The following is a 24,123-nucleotide window of genomic DNA, read 5'->3' as shown; positions in this document are numbered from 1 at the left end:
TAGCGAGTAAACCGAGGCCGTCTGGTGTCAAATGGGGACAGCATGGAACACACGAACCGGCGGGTCATTGTCACGCCGCCATTCTTTGACGACGAAGCGCTGGCATTCCTCAACGCGTGCCGGTGCGATGTCGAAATCGTAAAGTGGCAGGACGGCCGGAACGAGGGGGCGCTGACGCGTGAACAACTTGCAGCCCTGCTGCAGGGTGCCGACGGGTGGATCGTCGGACATGGCGTTGTCACGCGTGAATTGCTGGCCGCTCTTCCTGACCTCAAGGTCCTTTCGCGCCGCGGCGTCGGATACGAACGCATCGATGTCGCCGCCGTCAGGGATCTCGGCCGTGTCCTTACCATCGGTGCCGGAGGAAACGACGCGTCCGTGGCCGATCATACGATCGGTCTGATGCTCGCCGTAGCCCGGCGGCTACGCGAATCGCAGGAACGCATGCTTGCCGGCAACTTGTCGATCCTGACCAGCTCTGACCTTTATCGCAAGACCGTCGGTATAGTCGGGCTGGGGCGCATCGGCAAAAGCGTCGTGCAGCGTCTCAAGGGCTTCGAGGTCACAATTCTGGCACACCATCCGCGGCCCGATCGGGGATACGGTGAGGCTAATGGGATCACCTATGTCGATATGCCGACGCTTTTACGGCTGAGCGACTATGTCACTGTCCATACTCCACTGACGCCCGAAACACGGTTCCTGATTGATGCAGCCGCGCTGCAGCTGATGAAATCCGGAGCAATTCTTGTCAACACCGCACGCGGCGGTCTCGTCGACGATAGAGCACTGCTCCATGCGCTGAAGGAGGGGCAAATTGCCGGGGCGGGGCTCGACGTCTTCGTCAGTGAAGGCGTCCCCGATTTCAAGGCCGTCACGCTCGAGCTTGTTTCCTTGGCGAACGTGGTTGCGACGCCGCACGCCGCCGCCTCATCTCTTGAAGGTCTTGCCCGGACCAACATGGTCGCGGCCAAATGTGTCGTTGCCGTGCTTGACGGCGTGGCCCCTCCGCACGGCTGCGTCATCGCGGACGGGCGTCCTCGGACAACCACGAAAATGGGAGCTTCATGATGAGCGGAATGGCCAATACCGAGACTTACTATCCGGGATGGCAGCTCCTGCAGATTCCTGGACCGAGCAATGTACCGCCCGCCGTTCTGCATGCCATTGCCAGGCCTACGATTGATCACCGCGGACTGGCGTTTGCCGCGTTTGCCAGAAATCTCCTCGAGGATCTGCGACCGGTCTTTGGCACGCGCGAGGACATTATCGTCTTTCCAAGTTCAGGCACTGGAGCCTGGGAGGCCGCACTGGTCAATACAATGTCTCCGGGTGAGCGGGTGCTGATGGCGGAAACCGGGCATTTTTCCACTCTGTGGTTCGAGATGGCCGAAAGACTTGGCCTCGGCGCCGAGCTCCTTCACGGTGACTGGAGACATGCGGCTGATCCCGAAGCAATCAGTAAAAGGCTGGTCCGCGACACAACACAGGAGATCAAGGCTGTCTGCGTCGTCCACAATGAGACTTCGACGGGCGCGACAAGCGACATCGTCGCGGTCCGACGGGCGATCGATGCGACCGGACATCCAGCGCTGCTCATGGTCGATACGATCAGTTCTCTGGGTTCCGTTCCATACGAGCACGACCGGTGGGGCGTGGATGTCACCGTCTCGGGATCACAGAAAGGATTGATGCTGCCGCCGGGTCTGGGTTTCAACGTTGCTGGTCCGAAGGCGTGGCAGGCGGCAGCCACGGCCAAGATGCCGCGAGCCTATTTTGACTGGGCCGCGATGGCAACGGCAACTGCATCGGGCCAGTTTCCCTATACGCCAGCTACCAACCTTTTGTTTGGTTTGCGCACCGCATTGGACCTTCTGTCCCTAGAAGGCATGGACAAGGTGTTTCGAAGGCACGCTCGTCACGGACGAGCAACCCGCGCCGCTGTTACCGGCTGGGGTCTCGAGGTCCTGTGTGTCGAAGAGGATCACCAGTCGAATGTGCTTACGGCGGTTGTCATGCCTGACGGCGCAAGCGCCGATGCATTCCGGTCCTATATGGTCGAACGTTTCAACCTGCCACTCGGCAATGGACTTGCGAAGCTGAGGGACCGGGTGTTCCGGATCGGTCATCTTGGTGATTTCAATGATCTCATGCTGATCGCCACCCTCGGCGCCCTGCAGCTGGGGCTGGAGGGGTTCGGTATCCCTGTTAAAGCCAGCGGGCTTGAGGCCGCCATGGCAATATTGCGCGAACCATGATTTCGCCTTGACGGAGACTTTGAGGACGGGCCTGGCGCGAGGGTGGATTGATACGGAACCCAATGTCGACCTCATCGAGGGCGCTGGTTGCGGGCACGAGGCGAGCGAAACATGCGGTGGAACGGCGCAGGGGTGTCGCGGCTGCCTCTAGGAGACCCATGTTTCTCTACTAGGGGAAAGCGATTTCCTGGTAAACGGCAGCTAACCCATTACCGCCCGCCAAAACCAGTCAGTCCGCAATCCTACCCGATTCGCAAAGGAACGGCGGGAAGAGGGAATGGGCACGATGGAAGCGGCCATTGCCGGAACTTCCGAACGGTTTCGTCCGGTGCTAATGACGGCTGCGGCTTCAATATTAGGGGTTATACCGCTGGTGATCGCGACGGGCGCAGGGGCAGGAAGCCGGCGCTCGATTGGAGCGACCGTGTTTGGCGGCTCATTGCTGGCACCGTTGTCGGGCTATTCATGATCCCCGTTCTCGACTTCATTGTCCAGACAATCAGGGAAACCTTGAAGCACCACTTGTTCGGGATTGTAGAGAACTCACGCGTTGGGGCGGGCAGCGGCTCGCCCGATTGACTGGGCATAGTTGGGCGAAGTCGGCAAACACTGATGTAATTTGCGCTTGGGACTCTGCCAAAACCCTATTGCGTGGAGCCAGGGCTGGGTCGCCGCCCGGCGTTTTTGGCGTCTCCGAAATATCGGATATGGCCGTTGTCGACGTCGAACAGGTCACGCCAAGGAGTGAATTCAGATCCTTCACGGTGAGGGCTGCTGTTGACATCGAGGATGCACTGGAGCTAGCGGAGCACACTGAGATCTGAGCGCGTGCGGCCCCGCTCACTGTGTGGCTGCACGTATCAATGGAATGTTTCCAATTTGAAAGTTTGCAATTGAGCGGCTACGCGCCTTCGATGCAGACGTTCTAGCAAAATCGCGGAATGCCAAAAGCGGACGAGAAAACGATTGCTTCGTAGCTTCCTTAGGACGACCGCGCGTTCGGTCTGACAACCGTTCTCACATTATCAGCTTTCGGATTAATTGCCTCCGCCGCCTATGAAGGCGTTCGCGATTTGCCGTCATCGAGCAGGGATAACTTCTAATCAACGACTCTTTTGTCAAGGTTGCTCGGCCGAACTACTCGTTTTGTTCCCACATGATCAGAGTTAACTTCCACCTCGTTGTTAACCATCGATTCGCCCCAGCCTTGTCGGGCAACAATGGTTGCAGCCACGCGGTTTTGGACTCCGAGCTTTGCCATTGCATTCGTCATATGCGATTTGACAGACTTTTCCACGATCCCGAGGATGTCGCCAATCTGCCGATTGCTTAATCCGTTCGCGACTAGGCGAAGCGTACGCTCCTCTTGGGGGGACAGGGAGGAAAGCACGTCTGCTACCGAAGGTCGTCTTAGGTGAGCGACGACACGGAATCCAATGATTGGCGACATGAAGGATCCGCCGGCAGCTACTATTTTAATCGCCGATACAAGGTCGGTAGCACTGGTATCCTTCAGAAGATACCCCACGGCGCCAGCGTCGATGGCCGCCAATACTTTGTCTTCTGCTTCCAACTCAGTAAGAAATATGACCTTAGTCAGGCTAGTCGACGTCAATAGCTTTTTGGCGGCCTCGATTCCACCACCTGGCATGGAAATGTCCAGTAGTGCAATATTAGGAGCATAGCGAGAACTGAGTTGGATAGCGTCCTCGGCCGTTGATCCTTCGCCCACAACCGTAATATTCTCGTCAGTACAGATAGTTTGAATGATACCGGTCCGGAATTACGGATAATCGTCTACTACGATGACCTTAATTTGACCCGACATAACCCTTGCCTCACTTCCGAACCTGCTCTTGCCTTGGGTGACAATAAACCGCAACAAACTGGATGAAGATGATGGTCGCAGTGGCGTTGCACGTCTTCAATAACTCGAGAGGCCAAAATAGCCATTTGCAAGGATAGTTTACAGCTAACGTTTCACAAACTAAACTTTGTGAGAAGCATTGATCCTAGCAAATGATGCGGCCACTCGTTCTGGTATACTGCATAGCGTCCAGCGAGATTGCTGCTTTGGTTTCAAAATGTGGTACGGTCAAACCCAATTTGTTGAGGTTCGTTTAACGTTGGAGACTGACCGCACGCAGATGTTTTTCCTAATGCCTCTTCCTTACTGTTCGCGAAAAGCGCGATTAAATTGATCCGCGAGGGGTTTGGACAGGAAGGACATGGCCGTGCGCTGTTCCGTCGAAACAAATACTTCGACTGGCATGCCAGGCATGAGCTTGCTGTCGCCGAGCTTTTCAAGCTCCTCCGAGGGAACGATCACATCGCACAGATAGTAGACCTGGCCTGTTGTTGGGTCGCTACTGGTCGCGGCGGAAACATAGGCAATCTTGCCATGCAGTTCTGGCGTCGTACGCGTGTTGAATGCCGAGAAGCGCAATTTTGCCGGTTGGCCGACGTATAACTGGTCGATATCCGTCGGAGATAATTTTGCCTCGATCTTGAGTGCCGCGTCGGCCGGCACGAGTGTCACCAGCTTCTCAGCTGGCGTTATGACACCGCCGATGGTGTGGACCGCGAGTTCGTTGACGGTACCTGACAGCGGCGCACGAATATCGGCTCGCGCCAGCCGATCCTCAATGGCTACTCGCCGTTCCCGAAGTTCGGAGAGCTTGGGTTCGATGGAGGAGAGTTCCCGCTGTGCTTCGGTACGGGCAGTCTCGTCTATGGCAATGATTTGCAGGCGAATTTCACCCATGCGGGCCTTGGCCCGTGCGATATTGGCTTCGACCTCTCCGCGTTCTCCCAACAGCTTGGCCATTTCCCGGTCGATGACATACTTGCGCGAAGTCTCGATCAGCCGCTTGTCGGTCAGCCCCTTGATCTTGTCGTGTTCAGTCTTCACCAGTGCGATCTCGTCGATCTTTGCATCGCGCTGCGCTTCGAGCCCCTTGATCTCCTCACCCAATTGATCAATGCCAAGGATTAGCTGTTCTTTCTGGCTCTCGCGGTTTTGACGGTTGCCATCAAACATACGCTTCTCACCAAAGAACACGTAGGGGTAATCATTGGTTCGTGCGGTTAGTTCTGCTGACATCATGATCGCATCGAGATTATCGCGCTCAGCCATGAGCCTTGCCTGTTTCGCCATGAATTCGACGAGCTGCGTGCGGACGATCGAAAGCTCTGCTTTGGTTTCGGCATCGTCAAGCCGCAGCATAATCTGACCCTTGCTTACAAAATCACCTTCTTTGACCGCAATCTCACTGATGATGCCACCATCGCGGTGCTGAATTGACTTCAAATTTTGGTCGACCTTAACCATGCCTGGCGCGATGATCGCCCCGGTCAGTTGCGCGGTTGCAGCCCATCCTCCTGCGCCCACGAACAGAAGCATGCCAAGGGTGATACCTGCAAAAACCCGTGGGCCCACCGGGAAGGTGTTTTCCGGCTCGATCTGCGTTCCAAGGCCCAGGTCTTTTTGTTTTTTGCGGCCGAACATTTCTTCACTCCCGTTCGCGTCAAGACGACGTGTTCAATTAAGGATTTTCAACGATCATCAGCATGTGATGACCGGTCAGGTTAATTGTCATTTCATAGTGTTCGTCGCGGTCCATATCGACCTCGATTAACGTCTGCTGCAGTTCGTCAGTCCCTTCGTGGCGCACCCGAATTGGCAGCGGTTGTTCGTCGGCGTCGTCGCCGTATGTATCTTCAAAGCGGTCCTCTAGGCTATCGATGACATCTTCGAAGATCTCATACCTCGACATCTCGATGCGATCGCCAACCATGAAGTCGAGGATCTGGTGGATAACCTCGGCGCTGGAACTGCCTTCAGGGATCTGGAACTGAAAGGTATCGGCACCCCCATTGCCTTCTAGAATCATTGCAGTTGTGCCAATGTTAATCTGATCATTGGCAGCACTTCCGATTACCTGCTCGAAGCCTGAGATCACATCATTCCCGATCGCAAATCCTGTCGCAGTACCGGTGTTCAGATCGACAAGCACGCCCTGTGCCGACTGCGAATAATCAAGGGTGTCAGACCCTTCCTCGCCACGATAGATATCATCGTCTCCGTCGGCAGCGGCCTGCACGATATCGTCGCCCGTGCCTGCCAGCACGCAGTCTTCGCCGGCCCCGTCCGAAATCACATCGTTTCCGTCATTGCCGATCAGGGTTTCGTTGGCGCCACTCCCCCTGATTTCGTCATCCCCTTCGCCGGACTTGATGACCTCGAAATTGGTGACGCTATCGCTGCCGATTTCCGCGCCGCTGGCATTGGCAGCAACGAGGTCGATAACCACGTCCATCAACGCGGCGGAATAGTCGAGCGTGTCGATTCCTGCGCCGCCATCATAGGTGTCCGCCGCCCCATCCATGGCAGCCGTGACAGTATCCCGGCCAGCATCGCCGCTGACCCTATCCGCTCCTGCTCCACCAGACAGCTGATCATCGCCCTCGCCGCCTGACACGATGTCAGCGCCACCACCGCCATCGATCAGGTCATCGCCGCCATTGCCATGGATCTCCTCGGCCGCATCGCTGCCTTGTATGTCATCCTGTCCCGCCCCGGCTAGGAGCACTTCAAAGTTCGAGATTGTGTCGTGACCGATCTCGTCACTGAATGCAGCACCTTTGTCGAGATCGATCGTGCTGCCGTGCAGGACTGCGGAATAGTCGAGTGTGTCGATGCCGGCGCCACCATCATACCGGTCGGCTGCCTGATCGACATCACCTGCGACGGTATCATTGCCGTCGCCGCCGCGCACGATGTCTTCGTCATCGCCGCCACTGAGAAAATCATCGTCTGCGCCGCCGTCGAGAACGTCCGCTCCGGCTTGGCCAAAGAGGCTATCGTTCCCGCCGCCGCCATCCAGCCTGTCATTCCCGACGTCGCCATGTATGGTATCACGGCCAAGATCACCGGCAATGCTGTCATTGCCCTCGCCGCCGAACAGCAGGTCGTCGTCCGCTCCGCCGCTGATGCTATCATCGCCGCCTTCACCGAAGATGGTGTCGCGACCTTCTTCCCCGAACAGACGGTCGTTGCCGCTGCCGCCAAACACCTGATCGTCGCCGAGACCGGCCAGAACGATGTCGTCGCCGGCTCCCGCGAAGATGAGATCATCACCACTGCCGGTGATGATATGGTCATTGCCGTTGCCGCCGTTGACCGTGTCGTTGCCGCCCCGGGTGTCGATATTGTCATTTCCGTCACGACCGTCTACGTCGTCAGCGCAGTTTGTTCCGACGAGGATATCGTCGCCTTGGGTGCCGATGATCGGCGGTGCCTTCAGCACGGAAAACTGGGCCGTTTGCAGGATCGACACCTTGCCGTCACTGATCTGATAGGTGACAGTCACCGGACCGAGCATCGCCGCATCAAAATACCAGCCACTTGGCGTCTGCGTCAGTGTCCCCGACGACACGGTAACGTTCTCGATGCGGAGAGCATCGCCGTCCGGATCAGATGCACCACGCAGAAGGTCGGAAAGCCCGATCAGGGCGACCGCACACCCAAAGACGTCCGCCAGATAGACCGGCCCGTTGACCCTGGGCGCACGATTGACGGCTTTCTCCTCGTCCGCATCGTCCTCGTCATCCACCTCAGATTCGGGATCGTCGCGCGGGTCGAGGTCATACACAGGCGCAGCCTGGGAATTTGAACTACCGCCACCGCCACCGCCGTAGCCAATATTGGATACCCTGCCACCACGCCAGGCATTGTCATTTGCCGCATGGAACGAGAACGATACCCCACCGAACTTTTTCAGAAGGACAGTGTGTGGCAGGTTTAGCTTTTGGAACTCGATCATCGGGGAATCGGAAAGCTCATAGCGCCAGTCTCCGCTTCCAAACAATCGGCCACCGGAACCGGACCTCTCTTTTGCTGTTTCTTCGAGTTCCGTCGTAACTTTGGGAGCGCCAGCTGCCACAACCGCAGGCGACCCAGACTGCTCCGGCGCTTGAGACTTGGCTTCTTCTTGCTGCTCGTCACTGCCCAGCCGTGGGAATGCGCTTTTCAGGTAAAGCGCAAGCCCGGTGAGAAACACCGTAAAGAACAGTGGTGCATTGGAGCGTTTGTCCTGGTTCTTCAGGACATAATGTTCATGTGACTCGTCCGTTTCCGGCTTGGTGGTTTTGGTCCCTTTGACATCGATCATCATGCTGAAACCCTCGATGTGACGCGCGGCGCATTTTGTGCGGCAGGCGCGGGTCGGTTGACTGTTTCTGCGGGCGTGGACGATTTGAGAATCTCGTCCTTTGGTCCAAAAGCCACCATCTTGCCGTTCTGGATGACGGCGACCATGTCGACTGCGGCCAAAGCGCTTGGCCGGTGGGCTATGACGATGGCGATACCGCCGCGTTCGCGGATAGCCTTGATCGTCTGGGTTAGTGCCATCTCGCCTTCACCATCGAGATTGGAATTCGGCTCGTCCATGACAACGATGAAGGGGTTGCGGTAAAGGGCACGTGCCAAGCCGATGCGCTGGCGCTGGCCAGCGGAAAGTGAGGCACCCTGCGGACCAAGCGCCGTGCGATAACCATCCGGCATACGCACGATCATCTCATGAATCCCGGTGATCTGGGCCGCCTCGACGATCGCCCGTGCGTCTACCTTGGGCTCAAGCCGCGAGATATTCTCTTCGACCGTTGCATCCAGCAGTGCCACATCCTGCGGAAGATAACCCAGATATTGGCCAAGCTTGCTGTCCGACCACTGCGTCAGTTCGGCATCATCCAGTCGCACGCTACCGCGTAGCGTTGGCCAGATACCGGTCAGGGCACGCGCAAGTGTCGTCTTGCCGCCGCCGCTCGGTCCGATAATGCCGAGCGCCTGACCCGCATTGATCTCAAAGGTGACATCACTAAGAAGCACCCGTCCGGACCCTGGCGCAGCTACCGTGATCTTTTCAACCTTCAACGATCCAACAGGAGCCGGCAGATCCATCGGTGCCTCAATAGAAGACAATGCTACGACGGTTTCCTTGAGCCTCCCAAATGCCGTGCGCGCAGCGACGACGCTCTTCCAGTTACCAATTGCGAGATCGACGGGCGCGAGAGCACGGGCTGAAGAAACCGACGCGGCGATAATTGCGCCAGCGGACAACTCACCCTGGATCGTGAGCCACGCACCCAGACCAAGCACAGCAGATTGCAGGATCATGCGAAGTACGCGAGAGATCGCTCCAAATGTTCCACTGATGTCGTTCGTGCGTGTTTGGAGTTCGAGGTGATCCTGATTGGCTTGATTGAAGCGATCGACCGCTCTTCCGGCAAAACCCATCGCCTTCAGAATATCAGCGTTTCGGGCGTTTGAATCGGCAATCCCGTTGCGAGCAATGGCGGCCTGATGGGTTGCACTTGCCAGGCGGCGGGTCATCAGCTCGGTTGCAATCGTCAGCATCGACAGGATGAATGCGCCGGCAAAGGTGAGGGCGCCGAGATAGGGATGAAGCATATAGACGAAGATGAGATAGAGCGGCATCCATGGCAGGTCGAACAGAGCGACTGGGCCTTGGCTGCCCAAGAAGCCGCGTACCGTATCGACATCACGGCCACGCTCCAGCGCCTCGGCCGTTGAAAAACCAAAGCGTGGCATGTCGATAGCCACTTGATGCGCCATCGGAGCGATCCTGCTGTCGAGACGCGCGCCGATACGCACCAGTACCTGAGAGCGGATAATATCAAACATACCTTGGAACAAATAGAGACCAATGGCTAGAGCCGACAAGGCGAGGAGCGTCGGAACACTGCCGCTGGTCAGGGCGCGATCGTAAATCTGCAGCATGTAAAAGGAGCCGGTCAGTGCGAGAATGTTGATGACGCCGGAGGTGGTGAAGAGAAATACGAATATCCCGCGAAAGCCTTGCGTTAGCTTCTCGGCATTTTTCCGCTTAGTGCCAGTCAATGGGGTTTTCGAGCGCATTTTGTCTTACCGTTTCTTGTTGAAGCTTTAGGCGGAGCGGCCACGGGCGGACCGCGCTTGCCAGTTCAAATCAGTATGTCGGGCTCCACCATCGTTCGCCACGCAGCCGCCTCTGGAACGACCGCTTAGCGACAAGGCGCTTCGTCAGTATTTCCGAAGTAGCCGTCATGACTGCCAGGACCACGGCGGCAGTGACTGCGGCTTGGCCCAAAGCTGGCTGACAAACACAAATCGCGAAGAGATAGAGAGGGAGCCAGGGCAGATGCAGCGTCCTTGTCGGGCTGCGCGCGTCCGAAGCGCCGGCGGCGCCAGCGGTGCGGCGCTTGAAGGGATCAAAGCGAGCTGTGCTGCCCGCAGGGTTGGTAGAATAAAGTCTAGTACGCATTTCAAGCCCCCTTTTTTATATTTGTATAGGGCGGCGAGCCGGTTATTGCGGCTCGCCGTCGGTTCTCGGACTACAGATGGAAGTCCGAGTTGGTCAGGTCGTGGTTGCCCTTGATGCTCAAGCGCAACTCTGCCCCGCTATCGCCATCGACGCTGCCCTGGACGATCGTATATTCGCCGTCCTCGCGGGTTTCATGCGTGACAACCAATTGTGCGGCACCGCTCAGTGTCGAGCCTGCAACCAGCGTGAAGGACTGGTTCCCGGCCGCGCCGCCATTGGCATCGATACCACCAAGATCGATCTTGTCTCCGGGCTGGAAGCCGGCGATCGTATCTCCGTCTGCATCCCCTGCAGAGAGGAAGCGGAAGGTGTCATTGCCCGCGCCACCGTCGATGACATTGACGGCGCTGCTTGCAGTGATCGTATCGTTGCCGGAACCAGTCACGACATTCTCGACGTTCCACAGTGTGTCGTTGCCTGATTGACTGCTCGATGCACTTCCCCGGCCCGCAAAGCCCGTTCCAAGGTCGACTGTGAGGTTCGCTGTGATCGCAGCCATGTCGAGCGTATCGCTGCCGGCGTCACCGTAGTAGGTGTCGTCGCCGTCGCCGGATGCGGCAACGAACATGTCGTTACCTTCTCCGCCATGCGCAGTATCGTTGCCGGACCCGGCATCGATCAGATCATTGCCGGCATCGCCGAAGATGCGGTCTGATCCAGCATCGCCGTAGAGCATGTCGTTACCCGCTCCGCCGAGGATGTCGTCGCTTCCCGCACCGCCGAAAGCGATATCATCGCCGCCTTCCGCACTGATGAAGTCATCGCCCTCATCGCCGCGAATGACATCGGCGCCACCCCCGCCAACGACCGTATCATTGCCGCCAAGCGCTATGATGTTCTCGCCGTTGATCGTTCCAAGCAGAACATCTGCATTGGCTGTCCCTATGACCGGCGCGCCAGTTCCGCTCGAGTCTGATCCCGGTGCCGGAGCATCGTCGTCATCATCATCACAGGAGCCGCCACCGCCATTGTGATGATCGTCGCTGTCGTCGTCTTCGTCTTCGTCCTCATCCTCCTCGTCGTCATTTCCGCCGGGGAGTTCGGTTTCTTCTTCGTCGTCTTCGTCTTCATCGTCGATCGGGTCGTTGCCAATCTGCGGCATCCCATCGGGGGCGGTGAATTTGATCGTATGTTCACCGCTGGTCATTATTGTGACACCGTCTTCGATAGTCACCTCATAATCAGCAATGGTGGCCCCATTTGGCAGCTCGACCACATCCTGCGGACGCAGGGTTCCGATGATAGTGTCATTACCGCCATTGGACTTGAAGACAATGCGGTGAGCCGAGCTGAGTGACGTGATATCGATGTTGTCGTCTCCTGCATCACCATCGATGGTGATGGTGTTGAGCCGCAGGCTAGTACCCGAGAAGTCACCGATGATCTCGAAGTTGTCCCCGCCGGCCGCTCCTGTGGCACCCGAAGGATCAGCGCCGTTGACGCGGATTTCCTCGATCTCCGCCAATTCAGCGATGACTACCGCAGGCCCGGCGCCAACCGCACGTGTGATGACGATCTCGGCCGTCGCCGCCGATGCTATGCCGGCGGCTGTCGCTGCCAGCCGTGTGTAGATGCGGTATGTTTCGGCGCTAGCGTTGCCGTTGATCGTGAACGTATCGCCAAGTGCGTTTTCGGTACCACCGTTGACGATGTCACGGCCGTCGGACGGAGCCGCCGCATTGGCGTTCCAGATGATTGTATCGTCACCGGCATCGCCGTTGATGGTGTCGACACCGCTGTTGGCACCCAAAGTTACGGTTACATTGTCGATATTGAACGTCTCGGCGGCATCAAAACCGCTTGTCGTACGGAACCGAATAGCGGAGTGGGCCGGATCAAGTGCGGCGACGAATGCGCCGCTGGTTGCTCCTCCCAGCGTCCCGAGAGACTGCCAAGTACCGCCATTCAATGCTTCAACAGCGATGGTCTCGCCAGTGGCGCTACCCTGATAATTGAAGGACAGGGTCGGTGCAGTGGCTCCAGTAAGATTGATCGAGCGCTGGATGAAATCATTGGTGTCGATCGTTCCAGCAAACCTCAGTTGATTGTTGGTGACAAAAATATCGCCATTCGTCGCTGAGTTGTTGTCGCCAGTCTCTGTCCAGTTACCAGCGAAGTTGAGCGTCCCGTTATTGTTGTTGTAAGCCACGGCACTGAAAGTATCTGCATAGGTGCCGTCGGCAATATTTGTTCCTCCACTGAGCGTGTCGTTGCCATCGCCGCCGTTGAGGACGTCTGCACCCTCGCCGCCGTTGATGACATCGTCGCCGCCGGCACCACTCAAAGTGTCGTTGCCCCCGAGGCCATTAATGGTATTTGCAGCAGCGTTGCCGGTAATCGTGTTGGCGGCAGCAGTGCCGACGCCGAACACGGGAGGTGCAGCTGCCGCCAGGGTGAAGTCCGTGATATCGATATTGGCGTTGGTGACGCCGTTGATCTGGATCGTGCCCTGGATCGCCGAGGCCGCTCCATTCTCACGCACTGTAATGATCGTGTTACCGCCAGAAGTGGATTCGAACACACGTTGGGCAAAATTCGCCGCCGTGACCCCGAGCCCGCTGAGATCGATCCGGTCCTGAGTTGCGGGAGTTCCGCCAGCTGCATCGAAGCTTGCAATCGTATCCGCACCGAAACCGGCAGCGTTATAGACGATGGTGTTGAAACCGTTGCCCACGTCAATGGTGTCGTTGCCGGCACCACCGATAATGGTGTCGTTGTCGTCGCCGCCATTGAGGATGTCATTACCCTCGCCGCCGTCGAGCAGGTCATTGCCGTCATTGCCGGCAAGGGTATCGTTACCGCCACCGCCGAACAACTGGTTAATGCCGTCATTGCCGTTGATGATGTTGTTGAGAGCGTTACCCGTACCGTTGATGTCGGCATTGGCGCCGTTGAGGTCGAGGTTTTCGATATTGGCCCCGAGCACGAAGGTCACGTCGGATTCCACCCGATCGATGTCCGTCACCAGCGCGGAGGTCTCTGTCACCACATCGCCAACTTCGTCCACGAAGTAGACGTCGCTGCCGTCGCCGCCGGTCATCGTGTCGGCTCCGAGCCCGCCTTGCAGCGTGTCGTTGCCGGCCAGACCGCTCAGCGTATCGGCAAGATCGCCGCCGCTGATTACGTTATTGCCCGCATTGCCGGTACCGACGAACTGGTCGGCATCGACGCCGGTATAGGTCAGGTTTTCGACATTGGCCATCAGTTCGATAGAGAGTGCAGCCAGCAGGGTTTCCACCGTGTCGGTGCCCGCATTGAGGGCTTCGACCACCACATCGCCGACATCATCGACGATATAGGTGTCGTTGCCGCCCAGGCCGACCATGGTGTCGAGGTCAGCGCCGCCATCCAGCGTATCGGTGCCAGTGCCGCCAACCAGAAGGTCGTCGCCAAGTCCGCCGTTCAGCGTATTGTTGCCGGTGCCGCCGAAGATCAGGTCATTGCCGCTGCCGCCGGTGATGGTGTCATTGGTGCCATTCTCGCCAGCCACGAAATTGTTGACGAGCGAGCCGGTCAGGTCGACGCGGGTAGTGTTGTTGGGGTCCGCCCGGTTGATCAGGTAATCCTCGGCACCCAGCGCGTAGCCCTCGTATGTGGCCCCGTTGAAGTTGATGCGTTCGACACCCGTCTCAGCATTGGCACCGTTGAAATGGCCGGCCACCGTGATCGTTTGCGAATTACCCGCAGCCAGTCCGTAGTTGATGACCAGGTCGCCGGTGGTCGTCGCGGTGTTGCTGTCATTGGCGTTGAGCGCCGTCATCGTCATGATCGGCAACAGAGTCACTGGATCGATGCCGGTGGTCGGCGCCAGGATCGAAATCCGATCCGCTGTACCACCACTGGATGCGTTAACCGCTTCGTTAATGGTGTCGTTGCCGTCACCGAGGCTGAACGAGTAGGTGTCGTCCCCGAGTCCGCCGTTGAGGGTATCCACGCCGGCTACTTGAGCAACTGTCGAGTAGCTGATGGCAAGGCCGTCGATGCTGACTCCTTCGCCGTTCGCGTTGATCGCCGTGGTCACGAAGCGGATTGCCGCGTTTGCCGCAAATGGACCGGTGACGGTATGGGTATAGTTGGTTGCGTTGCCGTCACCACTGATCGTCTGAAGGTTTACGAAGTTCGTGCCATTGGCCGCGAACTGGACCGTTACGGTTTCGCCGGCGTCGAGACCGTCCGGATTAGCCGAGTACGTGATGGTGGCAGTTGAGGCGGTAGAGAGGTTCATGGTCCGCGTGATCTGCGCACCATTGTAATCGTTAGCCGGCGTGCCGCCGTAGAAGCGAAGAACATTGTTGCCGTCGTCAATCCGGATCTGGCCACTGGTCGTGCCACCAGAGTCATTGGCCTCAACCCAGTTCGACGCGAAGTTCGCGTTGCCGTTGTTGTTGTTGTTGTTGCCCTGCTCGAAGTTGTCGGCAAACGTCGTCGTCGTCGTCGTCGCCGCCGTACCGTTGGCACCACCAACAAGGATGTCGTTGCCAGCGTTGCCGTTGAGGACGTCGGCACCGGCGAGGCCAATGATCAAGTCGTCCTGTGCCGTGCCGTCGAGCGCGGGCTGGTTCAATGGCCCGGTACCCTGCGGAGGAAGGCCGTTGTCGCTGAACGGCGTGCCCACGATGACGTTGATTGCAGTGCCATCGCTGAACTGCAACCGTTCGATATTGCGCAGCATGTCGGTGCCGTCAAGCGCAGTGCCACCGGTATGGGAAACCACCAGCGTGCCGTCGGCATTGGCCGAGAACGAATAACTGGCACGCAGGTCCGAATAGACGGCAGTGTCGACGTCAGGCGTGGCATCTCCGGTCGAGACTATATCGCGGACGATCTTGAGCTGGCCGGGATTGATAGTTCCGGACATAACCTGCGAAACCAGCGTCTTCATTGAGTCATGGTAACTAAGCACCGTGTTGCCGGTCGGACCATTGGCGTCGAAGGTGGACATCACAGCGATGCGCACCCGCAGCCATTTGTCGCCATCGATGATGTCATCGCCGCCGCGGCCTTCGATGAGGTCGCTGCCGTCGCCGCCGAGCAAGATATTACCGCCGACGAAGCTGCCCTCGGCATCGAACGAGGTCGCGCCCGCGCCGACCAGCAGTTGCTGGAGCCCGTCGATCAGGGCGAGGCCTTCGGCGTCGAGTGCACTGCCACGGAAGCCTTCGGTCGGCACATCTGCGGCGGTCACGTCGGTGCCGCGGATCACGTCGGCGAATTTGGAGCCCGAGGCACCTTCCACTTGGGTAAAGGTATCCAGCGCCACATTGGCTGGAAGCACCGGTACGCCGGGGAGGATCTGCCGCGCGAGATCGACGTCGACAGGGAAGTTCATGTCGGCATAAGTAGTCCAGTCATAGCCGGACATGCCGTCGAACTTGCCACGGCCGAGACTGCCGAACCAGATATCGTCGCCGCCTTCGCCGATGAACTCGTCAAAGCCGCCGTCGCCATGGAACACGTCATGCCCCTTGACCGCGTCGGCTTGGAACTGGTCGTCGAAATCGTCGCCGACCGCGCCGGTCCACGCTCCCACCTCGATCCAGTCGTCGCCTTCTCCGCCCAGCGTCTGCTCGGTGGTCTTGCTGCCGAGCACGAAGTCATTGCCGACGCCGCCAAAGGCTTCGTCGAGCAAGTCGGCGCCCAGGATGATGAAGTCCTGCCCCGCGTCACCGACGATCAGATCGACGCCAGCCCCGGCATTGATCGCATCGTGCCCCGCGCCGGAGCGGATGATGTCGTCGCCGAACAGATCGCTGATGATGTCGTCACCGTCGCCCCCGAAGTAAGAGTCGTTACCGGAGCCCCCTTCGAGCCGGTCATTGCCACCGTCGGCATACAGCGTGTCGTCCCCTTCGCTGCCGATGAGGATATCTTCCCCATCGGTGCCGCCAAGCAGAACGTGTTCGGTGCCGGTATATTTCAGGTAATTGGTGTCAGCACCCGGGGTGGCGGGATTGTTGCGGATCACCAGCGGGGTCAAAATGCTGCCCCCAGTCGGATCGTTACCGAGATTGTCGGCAGATTCATCGACATTCGTCGTGGTCGGGTCATCAAGCAGTATGCCGTCCGCGCCGGCGGTTTCGCCGAGGCCGGGGTTCCATTGCTTGGTCCGGTCTACTTCCAGGATCAGGCCGGGGGTTGAGAACACGTCCGAAGGAAGGTGGCCCGCGTCGGCATTGAGGCTGATGATCTTGGCGAAAGTGTTATTTTCCATTTCAGACAACAGATGCAGGCCGTCAAGGCGCTGTAGGTAGTAGAACCGGTCGCCGTCCTGAAGTTGTTCGAGCTGAACTTCGAACACGAAGTTGAAGGTCGAACCGAGCATGCCGCCAAACGGCAGGATCTTTTCCGCGAGACCGCCGATCCACAGGTCGATATTGTCCAAACCGGTTGTGGTAATGCCGTTGACATTGGCCCAGGCGCCGGTGCCGTTGAGGAAATCCAGGCGGTCAGCGGGCGCAAGGTCGACAATGCCATCGCCGTCGATATCCATGTCGCCGAAGATCAGCAGCATGGCGGCATCGCGTTTGCCTTCGATCGTCGTTTCGCCGGTGATGGAAGAATGGAGGCCATAAGCCGCCATGAAGTTAATGACGGAGGCTTCATTCTTGAGATTACCGGCAAACTCCACCCAACTATCGTAGGGCTTGAGTTCAGGCGCATGCGAGCTTGCCTCGTAGAAATCGCGGCGAGCGGCGTTCAGCGAGGGCACGCCGGTATCCCGGCCACGCGCCAGATTGATGGTTGCCAAGTCGAGGGGCAGGCCGAGCAGGTTGTTGCGCAGCGCACTGGTGACGAACTCGTCGATCTCATTGCCGACCTGGCGCGTCATGCCGCGGATGATGTCGCCCGCAGCAATGCCGTCGGCGATGGTGTGGCCTGAGTCGAACTCGATCGGATTGAGGAAACCCTGAATAAGGCTGATCTGATCATTGGTGAACGAGGCATCGAGCCTGTCGATCTGCTCGGTCAGCATGGAATGGCCGAAGCGGTAAACCACGTGAGCGAACTCGGCGACGATGGCCGGGTTGATGTCGGCGTGATAGCCGTCAGGCACCACGAAGAAATCGATATTGGGTTGAATCTTGCGGGCAAAATCCTCGAACACGGTATGCTGGTACTGCATTTCCGTGCCGAACTTGGCGGCCTGAAACAAGCGTTCGCCATCCCAGGTCAGGGTGTCGGCATAAGCTGCAAGAGCAATCGGGTCCGTCGGGATGGCATCGACCTGCGTCTGCGTCAGGTCGACGTCGAGCCACTCATTGATAAATGCCATATCCTTGCTGGCGAGCACCACTTCCTTGGTATGCTGGGCAAGCCGGTTATGTTCGGAGTGGAAAATGTGATGCACGGCGGTGAGACCGATGTTTTCGTTCACGCGGCCGTCGCCAGCAATGAAGTGCGCATCAAGCAATTCGTTATCATAGACGGCCGGGTTGTTGCCGGGGTTCTGAAGGCCGATTTCGATGTCGCCGTCCGCAATGCCGTTCGGAACCGCGTCATGGGCGATATCGGCCAGAAATGCCGCATTGATGCGAATTGCACCCGTCAGCGGCACCGGCGCGTCGAGCGTGCCTGAGATAACGATGTCGTCTGCAGTATTGGGAATGCCATCGGTCCCGACGCCTGTAATGATTTGGGCAAAGCCCGCGGCATTTGGGATGAAGTTGCCATAAGCGTCGGTGCGCAGCAGAGGCACAGCGCCAACATCTTGGTCGGTCAGGAGAATGCCAAGCATCTTGGCTTGTTCCTTGACATCAGCCCAGGTCGCCATACCACCCGGCTGCGCGCCACCACCTTCAATGAGGTTGCCGGTAGCGTGCGGCTTGCCATCCGCGCCCATTGCGTATTGACGCAAGAAAACCTGATGGGAGGCGTGCGAAGTATAGGTCTGGTTTTGATCGACGAAAGGCGTCGTGGTGTTGACTGGACGCGTGTCGTCGGCCGTTCCCATAACGCCATCGGCACCAGGGCCCACCGTAGCGCGCGTCAGCACCATGAAGTTGGTGTGACTGCCCTCAACGTATAGTGGGTCATCGGGCTGTAGCGGAATGAACACCGTGCCACTGCCGCCTTTGTTTACAAGGTCAAGGCCGTGATCGAAGAACTGGCCGAATAGGGTGAACCAGGAATTGAACGGAGCCGACAGGCCGACGTCGGGCGAGACGTTGGTGATCTGGACGTTCTCGCCATCCATGGCGATGCCGAACGGCTCAAGTGCGGTATCGCGAACGACGCTCGCCGCTTCAAGATCGGTTACGGTGACATCGTGCGCAGCCGTCGCCGTTGCCAGCGCATCGAGAGCCGCCTGTTCGGCGGCACTCGGCGGCGTGAGCGGATCGCCGTCGCTGAGGGCGTTGGCAGCTGATTTTGCGTTCTCCATGACAACGCGCGCCTGGTATTCTGCATCAGCAAAAGGCTTGTAGGCGGCATAAATATTCTGCACGAGAGCCACATTAGCAAGGTCCGCGGCGACTAAGCCGCCCACCTGCAAACCCTTGATGATAGCCGCGGGGTTGCCGAGCGTCTGATCAACGATCAGGTTGGAGATCGTGCGCAGGCTGGAGTCGAATACCAGCGAATTGGGGTTGTTCGACGGATTATAGTTGGGGGACGTCGGCATCGCCGGAGCCGGCCCGGGACCATCGGGATCGAACAGGGTGCCATCAGCATTGCGATATGCAGGATCAAGCAATTCCGGGAACGGCAGGTCTGCAGAGCCCCACGTTTCTTGTCCTGGCAACAGGTTGTTGTAAGAACCGTCGACGGTCCGCAGCCCCAGGCTAAGTGTATAGGCTGGAACGGACCCAACTTGGCCGGCAATGCCCACACCGAAGAGCGGCGCAGCGTTCGGATCATTGGGATTGGCAACGTATGCGGCGTGCTTTTCGGCGATCTTGATCTGCTCGAGAATGAAGTCCAGATCGGAACGGATATAGTTTACCATTTTGTTAGTCTCCCTTTAACCCCTGCAGAAATCGCCATGATGGCGTATTCTGACCGCACCGCTTATGCGGACGCTTGTTGCGTTGTCCCGTGATCTGGTTCTTCTTGACCGCCCCTGCTATTCGCTCGGGATTGTCAACATGATTGGCACGAGTTTCGATGGTCGGATGATGGCGAGGCGCAGGACAGCTTGATAGTTCTGAAGGTCCTGCGACTTTAAAAACACTTAGGTCCCAAGAGAATTAGGACTAAAGGCACGAGCTAGTGATCCAATGCGGCGCTCTAAGCGGCGGAAACCTAGACCAACGTAAGGTGGGAGATGTAATTCGGACCGGCTTGTTTATCCTGGAAGTCCGTCCTGTCGATTCCGAGCTGGTCATCACCCAGTGGCAAGAGGGCGAACCGAATCCGGTCTATCCGCAGCTCTCGCAGTAAACACAGGCGAATGGGGATGATAATTAGTTGTGTATATGAGTATGCACGGAAATGATCAGAAATATGCTTGATCTATGGCACTATGATTACTTGGAACGAACTTCGTGAGATTTTGAAACCGATACATCAAGCCCTGTCCGGCAGGGGCATAGATATTTTTCACTGTGTGGCGGAGCGTCATGTAAAGGCCCGACGCCCATTGATCCGGCGAACAGCGGAAAGGTGCTTTTACTCGCGATTCCTCCCCATTCTGTTCTTTCGCAACGCTTCTTCGAGCTTCTCTTGATATACTCCTCACAGCGGTGTGGGAGCTGCGTGTGAATGTCCTCCACTTCTTTCGACACATGGCGGTTATTGAGATCAGCAGCCTTCGCGGGTTGTGCCCGTCTGTCGATCTCCGCCAATAATTCTGCATTTTGGCTCATCGTTCGTTTCTCGTTTGGATGCAAAAATAGCAGACTTCGCGTGGACTACCGACCGGTTTTCGGATAACGATGCCCATTATGGAGCATCCAATCCTCATTGCCATTGCTCTGATGGTGATATGCGTCGGAATTGTACTAGCGGTCTTCGCCCTCCGGGCAGACTGAAGCCAATGCGAGCCATCAATTTCACTAATTAAGCTTGCTACCCCGATGCCAGAAATCTTGCTGGACCGCTGTCACGGCGATCTCCTTCGCGTCGCGCTTGCCGTGGCCAAAGAGTTTCATCACCAAATGTCCGCTTCCGCGTCGAGTATTCTAGCAGCGGACTGTCTGCGATCGGCCCCGTTCCAGACGGGCAACAATGCGCCTTCATCGAGCAAGCTTGAGCGCTGAGCCTCGGGCAGATAGGGCAGAGACCGGTCCGTCTCGCGAACGAGTTCGTAACGCTGCCCTGTACGCCTATAGTACTCCCGATACAGTTCCAACGCGCGAACATAGCGCTTGTGTTCGGCAGCCCGAGCTTTAGCGTCGGCAGTTGGATTGTCAGGAATGCAGAAATGCAACATTCTTCGTTTCAGCGTGGCGCGTTTCACATGAGTGAAGTGTATTTTGCCGCTCTGTGCCTCGAACAAGACGGTCCCAGAATAATAGCGGGCGGTCGGCATCCAATTTGAGTTGAGGCTATATGCTTCTGTTACGTAGATGATGTAGTCGCCCGTTGGTTCGCTGGTTTCTCGCGAAGAGGGTTTTGCCATTGTAGTCTCTCGGTCATCAGTTGGGAAACCATTCAACGATTGTCCGACATCGCCGCCGGCGCAACGATATTTCATGCCGCATCTGTTGGATGTATGCATCCGCTCGTGTGTGGGTCAATTGGCACCCCATGCGGCCGCTGCGATTACTTCCCATGATCAAAGCACCAGTGCGCGGCATTGATTCTTCGGATTGCAGGCGATTTGGCGCCTGGCCGTGAAGTCGGTCTACTGGATCTACCTGGCTGTGAATGCCATCGCTGACGTAGAAAAGCCCCATCTTCCAGCGAGTTGAACGAAGCGCCCTTAAGCCGTGAGTCATCGCTGAAGTGCAAACCTTTCGGCTAAGGAATTTCTCGGTCGTGCGCTGGCTTCGATGATCTTTACGATGTCACCGGTGGAATTCTAATTCCCTATCATATTTTGCCAGTTTCTGCGTGATTAATCGCAGATGCATGTCGGACGGCATGCCTGACGGCTTCCGACTCTAGTATCACGGATAAGAACCGATCCGGGCTGCGGCGCTCCGAACGGCAAAGTGGCTCACCTTTGCGCTAACTTCTGAGTGGCAACCCCGCCCATGACCACCGGTGCAACAATCTGATCCGCCAAAACGATTTATTAGCTCATCAGGCGATACGACGCGCTGTTCTGTCTTTTGAGGCACACATTGGGTGAGATTCGACCATACTATGTGTCATTTGATTATTTGATTCTGCAACGCTGTGGACACATCAAACAGCCCATCAAAACAAGTCAAAAAGAGTTGCACACCTCAATGGGTTGATCTAAGACTTTAGCCGGAGGAGAATTCTCGTGGGGAAAATGACGCTTGAAGACGTCGCCCGAGAAGCCGGTGTAAGTCTCGCAACGGTTGATCGCGTCGTGAACGGGAGGATGGGCGTGCATGCACGCACCATCGAGCGCGTCAATGCGGCCATAAAACAGCTTGGTTTCCTGTCGGACCCACATGCCTCGCGCCTTGCACGCGTGCGTGACTACGACTTCCGCATCATTCTGCCGACCGGCGAAAACGAATTCATGCAAAGCCTCGCCGCCGAGTTTCGCGCAACACGCGAGCGCCAGCTGCAGGAGCGCGTGCGACTTTCGATCGAGCATGTCGATACCTTTGACGGCGTCGCCGTTGCAGCGGCGCTGGAAAGCCTTCCTTCCGGAATAGATGGCGTCGCCGTCGTCGCGCTCGATCATCCGGCCGTGACCGAGGCGATCAACGCGCTCGCCGATTCCGGGGTCGTTGTACTGACACTCGTATCGGACGTTCCGAATTCCCGCCGCGCCCACTATGTCGGGATCGACAATTTTGCTGCCGGTCGCACGGCAGCCTCGCTCATTGGCCGCTTTGTCGGGCCGCGCAAGGGCAAGGTCGGCATGATCGCGGGGTCGCTCGCCCTGCGCGATCACATCGAACGCCAGTTTGGCTTTGAGCAGATCATTTCACGCGAGTACCCGAACCTCGAAGTATTGCCGGTGCGCGAAGCCCGCGACGAGAACGCCCGCGTCGAAGCGGCGGCAGGCGCGCTTTTGAAGGACCATTCGGATCTTGTCGCAATCTATAATGCCGGCGGCGGACAGGCGGGCGTGATCAAGGCGCTTGAGGCAAGCGGCCACGTCTCCGACGTGATTTTCGTTGCCCACGAACTGACGCCCTCGACGCGGCGGCATCTGGTGCGCGGCACCGTCGATGCGCTTATCAACCAGGATGCAGGCCATATGGCGCGCAGCACCGCACGCATCCTGACGGCGCTGCGCGAGGGACGCCCCATCGTTCCGGGGCAAGAGCACATTCGCATCGATATTTTTCTCAGGGACAACATGCCCTGACGGCAGGAGACTTAAGGGAGGAATTCATGAAGACGATCAAGGGACCAGCCATTTTTCTCGCACAGTTCGCGGGCGATGCGGCGCCATTCAATTCCTTCGATGCCATCTGCGGATGGGCCGCATCCCTCGGTTATAAAGGGGTACAGATTCCGGCTTGGGATGCGCGCTTGATCGACCTGAAGAAAGCGTCGGATTCCAAGGATTATTGCGACGAACTCGCCGGTACGGCGTCGGCGCATGGCCTGACCATCACCGAGCTTGCCACCCATCTTCAGGGGCAGCTCGTGGCGGTTCATCCCGCCTATGACGAAATGATGGATGGATTTGCAGCACCGGAAGTGCATGGCAATCCCAAGGCGCGTCAGGAATGGGCGGTTGATCAATTGAAGCGCGCTGCGCGGGCGTCAAAACATCTCGGCCTGAAATCCATGCCGACCTTCTCCGGCGCCCTTGCATGGCCGTATATTTATCCGTTTCCGCAGCGTCCGGCCGGTCTGGTCGAAACAGCGTTCGATGAACTTGCCAAACGCTGGACCCCCATCCTCAACTATCTCGACGAGCAGGGTATCGACGCCGCCTATGAAATTCATCCTTCGGAGGATCTCCATGACGGCATAAGCTACGAAATGTTTCTGGAGCGCGTGAACAATCATACGCGTGCCAATCTGCTCTACGATCCCTCGCATTTCGTACTGCAGCAGCTCGACTATCTCGACTACATCGATATCTATCACGAGCGGATCAAGGCGTTCCACGTCAAGGATGCAGAGTTCAATCCGACGGGACGCCAGGGTGTCTATGGCGGGTTCCAATCATGGGTCAACCGCGCCGGTCGCTTCCGTTCGCTGGGCGACGGTCAGGTGGATTTTGGCGCGGTGTTCTCGAAATTGACCACCCATGATTTTGATGGCTGGGCTGTTCTGGAATGGGAATGCGCGCTGAAGCACCCCGAGGACGGTGCGCGCGAGGGCGCCGAGTTCATAAATGCGCATCTCATCCGTGTGACCGAACGCGCGTTCGACGACTTTGCCGGAGCCGGCACCGATGAGGCCGCAAATCGTCGCATACTTGGCTTGAAGTAAGG

The 24,123-nt window shown here is 57.7% G+C and carries 11 protein-coding genes and 1 pseudogene; 5 read left to right on the top strand and 7 right to left on the bottom strand.

All coding sequences use genetic code 11. The features are described from left to right. Positions 1 to 42: 42 nt before the first annotated feature. The 3 genes and pseudogenes from BR48_RS0116405 to BR48_RS25925 all read left to right on the top strand — a co-directional run. Complete coding sequence (locus tag BR48_RS0116405) at positions 43 to 1,071, top strand: phosphoglycerate dehydrogenase (protein ID WP_027232310.1); 1,029 nt, start codon at positions 43 to 45, stop codon at positions 1,069 to 1,071. Next, on the top strand, positions 1,071 to 2,258 hold the full coding sequence (locus BR48_RS0116400) for an aminotransferase class V-fold PLP-dependent enzyme (protein ID WP_245273538.1): 1,188 nt from the start codon (positions 1,071 to 1,073) through the stop codon (positions 2,256 to 2,258). Before BR48_RS0116405 ends, BR48_RS0116400 begins: the two co-directional genes overlap by 1 nt. 250 nt (positions 2,259 to 2,508) lie before the next feature. Beyond that, a pseudogene (locus tag BR48_RS25925) lies at positions 2,509 to 2,837 on the top strand (efflux RND transporter permease subunit); the annotation flags it as partial. A 520-nt stretch (positions 2,838 to 3,357) separates the two neighbouring features. On the opposite strand, the gene BR48_RS24780 reads toward BR48_RS25925, so the two are convergent. From BR48_RS24780 to BR48_RS0116350, 7 genes are all read right to left on the bottom strand, one after another. Next, positions 3,358 to 4,017: a response regulator transcription factor gene (locus tag BR48_RS24780; protein WP_280949044.1), complete on the bottom strand. Its 660-nt coding sequence runs from the start codon at positions 4,015 to 4,017 to the stop codon at positions 3,358 to 3,360. A 411-nt stretch (positions 4,018 to 4,428) separates the two neighbouring features. After that, positions 4,429 to 5,766 (bottom strand): HlyD family type I secretion periplasmic adaptor subunit, encoded by a 1,338-nt coding sequence (locus BR48_RS0116380; RefSeq protein ID WP_027232307.1) that lies wholly within the window; start codon positions 5,764 to 5,766, stop codon positions 4,429 to 4,431. 37 nt (positions 5,767 to 5,803) lie between these two features. Beyond that, a complete protein-coding gene (locus tag BR48_RS24775) occupies positions 5,804 to 8,434 on the bottom strand; it encodes a cadherin-like domain-containing protein (RefSeq protein ID WP_051615075.1) in 2,631 nt (876 codons plus the stop codon). After that, positions 8,431 to 10,197: a type I secretion system permease/ATPase gene (locus tag BR48_RS0116370; protein ID WP_027232306.1), complete on the bottom strand. Its 1,767-nt coding sequence runs from the start codon at positions 10,195 to 10,197 to the stop codon at positions 8,431 to 8,433. The genes BR48_RS24775 and BR48_RS0116370 overlap by 4 nt, the downstream gene beginning before the upstream one ends. Before the next feature lie 455 nt (positions 10,198 to 10,652). Continuing rightward, a complete protein-coding gene (locus BR48_RS26465) occupies positions 10,653 to 19,586 on the bottom strand; it encodes a peroxidase family protein (RefSeq protein WP_051615073.1) in 8,934 nt (2,977 codons plus the stop codon). Between the two features lie 520 nt (positions 19,587 to 20,106). Then, on the bottom strand, positions 20,107 to 20,445 hold the full coding sequence (locus tag BR48_RS26245) for a hypothetical protein (protein ID WP_155810901.1): 339 nt from the start codon (positions 20,443 to 20,445) through the stop codon (positions 20,107 to 20,109). Between the two features lie 284 nt (positions 20,446 to 20,729). After that, positions 20,730 to 21,200 (bottom strand): hypothetical protein, encoded by a 471-nt coding sequence (locus tag BR48_RS0116350; RefSeq protein ID WP_027232305.1) that lies wholly within the window; start codon positions 21,198 to 21,200, stop codon positions 20,730 to 20,732. 822 nt (positions 21,201 to 22,022) lie between these two features. Here BR48_RS0116350 and BR48_RS0116345 point away from each other — a divergent pair. After that, entirely contained in the window at positions 22,023 to 23,039 is a 1,017-nt protein-coding gene (locus BR48_RS0116345; RefSeq protein WP_036814676.1) for a LacI family DNA-binding transcriptional regulator, read from the top strand. 26 nt (positions 23,040 to 23,065) lie between these two features. Further along, the gene (locus tag BR48_RS0116340; protein WP_027232303.1) at positions 23,066 to 24,121 is read left to right on the top strand and encodes a sugar phosphate isomerase/epimerase; all 1,056 of its coding nucleotides are present in this window, start codon (positions 23,066 to 23,068) and stop codon (positions 24,119 to 24,121) included. Positions 24,122 to 24,123 lie beyond the last annotated feature (2 nt).

The organism is Phyllobacterium sp. UNC302MFCol5.2, from assembly GCF_000686005.1.
GTDB lineage: Bacteria > Pseudomonadota > Alphaproteobacteria > Rhizobiales > Rhizobiaceae > Phyllobacterium > Phyllobacterium pellucidum.
Note: the sequence above shows the minus strand (reverse complement) of the source record. Positions and strands in the feature narration are given on the sequence as shown.